Origin of the sequence: Psychroflexus sp. MES1-P1E (assembly GCF_002836055.1) — a bacterium.
In the GTDB taxonomy this organism is placed as follows: domain Bacteria; phylum Bacteroidota; class Bacteroidia; order Flavobacteriales; family Flavobacteriaceae; genus Psychroflexus.
In genome coordinates this window covers 1-3,213 of the sequence record NZ_PJBS01000218.1, presented here as the reverse complement: position 1 = coordinate 3,213, position 3,213 = coordinate 1, and the positions used below count along the sequence as shown (strand labels likewise).

2 rRNA genes are annotated in these 3,213 nt (G+C 46.7%); both read right to left on the bottom strand.

The features are described 5' to 3' along the window. Positions 1–109, bottom strand: a 5S ribosomal RNA gene (gene rrf, locus CXF67_RS08935). Between the two features lie 138 nt (positions 110–247). Continuing rightward, a 23S ribosomal RNA gene (locus CXF67_RS08930) occupies positions 248–3,099 on the bottom strand. Positions 3,100–3,213: the final 114 nt, after the last annotated feature.

The window sequence follows — 3,213 nt, the reverse complement described above, 5'->3', positions numbered from 1 at the left end:
GAAGGCGGCGACCTACTCTTCCACAAGTATGCAGTACCATCGGCGCAAACGGGCTTAACTTCTCTGTTCGGAATGGGAAGAGGTGAGCCCCGTTGCTATAACCACCTTAAATCATTAAGGTTAATTGAGTAAGTCTCAATCACCTTTATAAGCAGTCCCAGCTGTTGCGGGAATTCTAATATCGTGACATAGTTAAAGATATATAACAAGATGTTAAGTAAGGATAAAATAAACTAATAATCGTCTCATAGATAAGCTATATGGATAATTAGTATCACTTGGCTATGACATTACTGCCTTTACACCTGTGACCTATCAACCCCATCGTCTTTGGGGATCCTTTAAAGAAATCTCATCTTGTGGTGGGTTTCGCGCTTATATGCTTTCAGCGCTTATCCCTTCCAAACGTAGCTACTCTGCTATGCTCCTGGCGGAACAACAGATACACCAGAGGTTTGTCCAACTCGGTCCTCTCGTACTAGAGTCAGATCCACGCAAATTTCTAACGCCCACTGTAGATAGAGACCGAACTGTCTCACGACGTTCTGAACCCAGCTCGCGTGCCACTTTAATGGGCGAACAGCCCAACCCTTGGGACCTTCTCCAGCCCCAGGATGTGACGAGCCGACATCGAGGTGCCAAACCCCCCCGTCGATGTGAGCTCTTGGGGGAGATCAGCCTGTTATCCCCGGAGTACCTTTTATCCTTTGAGCGATAGCCCTTCCATGCGGAACTACCGGATCACTATGCTCTACTTTCGTACCTGATCGACTTGTAGGTCTCTCAGTCAAGCTCCCTTATGCCATTGCACTCTACGCACGGTTACCAAGCGTGCTGAGGGAACCTTTAGAAGCCTCCGTTACTCTTTTGGAGGCGACCACCCCAGTCAAACTACCCACCAAATAATGTCCCCCAACTTAAGTCGGGGTTAGGCTTCAAACAAGTAAAGGGTGGTATTTCAACAATGACTCCACTGCCCCTAGCGAGGCCGCTTCAATGTCTCCCACCTATCCTACACATCACTTATCCAAAGTCAATATTAAGCTATAGTAAAGGTTCACGGGGTCTTTTCGTCCCACAGCGGGTAATCGGCATCTTCACCGATACTACAATTTCACCGAGGTCATGGCTGAGACAGTGTCCAGATCGTTGCACCATTCGTGCAGGTCGGAACTTACCCGACAAGGAATTTCGCTACCTTAGGACCGTTATAGTTACGGCCGCCGTTTACTGGGGCTTCAATTCAATGCTTCGCCCGAAAGCTAACATCTCCTCTTAACCTTCCAGCACCGGGCAGGTGTCAGGCCCTATACTGCATCTCTCGATTTAGCAGAGCCCTGTGTTTTTGATAAACAGTCGCCTGGACCTCTTCACTGCGGCCCTCACTCAAAAGTGAGGGCGACCCTTCTCCCGAAGTTACGGGCCCATTTTGCCTAGTTCCTTAGCCATGAATCTCTCGAGCACCTTAGATTTCTCATCCCAACTACCTGTGTCGGTTTACGGTACGGGCTGCTTTAATTGATTTTCTTGGAAGAACGGCCTCTAGATTATCACCGCCACCGTAGCTTTGGTGTACTATCTCTACCTTACAGTAGATTCAACGTGCAATTCCGTCTGCACGCACTAGATTTCCTTCTCCGTCTCGTTTATTTTAAAGCAGGTAGCAGAATATTAACTGCTTGTCCATCGACTACCCCTTTCGGGTTCGCCTTAGGCCCCGACTAACCCTCAGCTGATTAGCATAGCTGAGGAATCCTTGGTCTTTCGGTGTGCGGGTTTCTCGCCCGCATTATCGTTACTTATGCCTACATTTTCTTTTCTAAACGCTCCAGCATACCTTACAGTACACCTTCTGCGCTGTTTAGAATGCTCCCCTACCTCTCACAAATCTAATTGTAAGAGCATAGCTTCGGTAATATACTTATGCCCGATTATTATCCATGCCTGACCGCTCGACTAGTGAGCTGTTACGCACTCTTTAAATGAATGGCTGCTTCCAAGCCAACATCCTAGCTGTCTAAGCAGTCTGACCGCGTTAGTTCAACTTAGTATATATTTTGGGACCTTAGCTGATGCTCTGGGTTCTTTCCCTCTCGGACATGGACCTTAGCACCCATGCCCTCACTGATTAAAAACATTTTATAGCATTCGGAGTTTGTCAGGAATTGGTAGGCGGTGAAGCCCCCGCATCCAATCAGTAGCTCTACCTCTATAAAACTATTTAATCGCTGCACCTAAATGCATTTCGGGGAGTACGAGCTATTTCCGAGTTTGATTGGCCTTTCACCCCTACCCTCAGGTCATCCCAAGACTTTTCAACGTCAACGGGTTCGGTCCTCCACTATGTGTTACCACAGCTTCAACCTGCCCAAGGGTAGATCACACGGTTTCGCGTCTACCACAGCTAACTTAATCGCCCTATTCAGACTCGCTTTCGCTGCGGATCCATAACTGAATTATTTATCCTTGCTAACGGTGGTAACTCGTAGGCTCATTATGCAAAAGGCACGCCGTCATCCCTAATAAATTAAGGACTCCGACCGCTTGTAAGCGTATGGTTTCAGGGTCTATTTCACTCCTTTATTCAAGGTTCTTTTCACCTTTCCCTCACGGTACTGGTTCACTATCGGTCTCTCAGTAGTATTTAGCCTTACCGGATGGTCCCGGCTGATTCATGCAAGGTTTCTCGTGCCCCGCACTACTCAGGATACTACTACATCATTAATATCTTACCCCTACAGGCCTGTCACCTTCTATGGGAACTCTTTCCAAAGTATTCGGGTTCATTATTAATGACGATATCGTAGTCCTACAACCCCAGTACTGCCGTAACAGTACTGGTTTGGGCTGTTTCACGTTCGCTCGCCGCTACTAGCAAAATCACTATTGTTTTCTCTTCCTCCGGCTAATTAGATGTTTCAGTTCACCGGGTTCGCTTTCCTTGCGGAATACTATACCTTCAGTATAGTGGGTTGCCCCATTCGGATATCTGCGGATCAATTCATATGTGCTAATCCCCGCAGCTTTTCGCAGCTTGTCACGTCCTTCGTCGCCTCTGAGAGCCTAGGCATCCCCCATACGCCCTTAATAAGCTTATCTATTCGATAATTATTTATTTATTTTACTCTAAAGTACTCTTACTCCTTAATTAAAAAAAGTAATAATTCTCTTACTCTCGTATTCTTATATATCTTCAATATGTCAATGAACTTT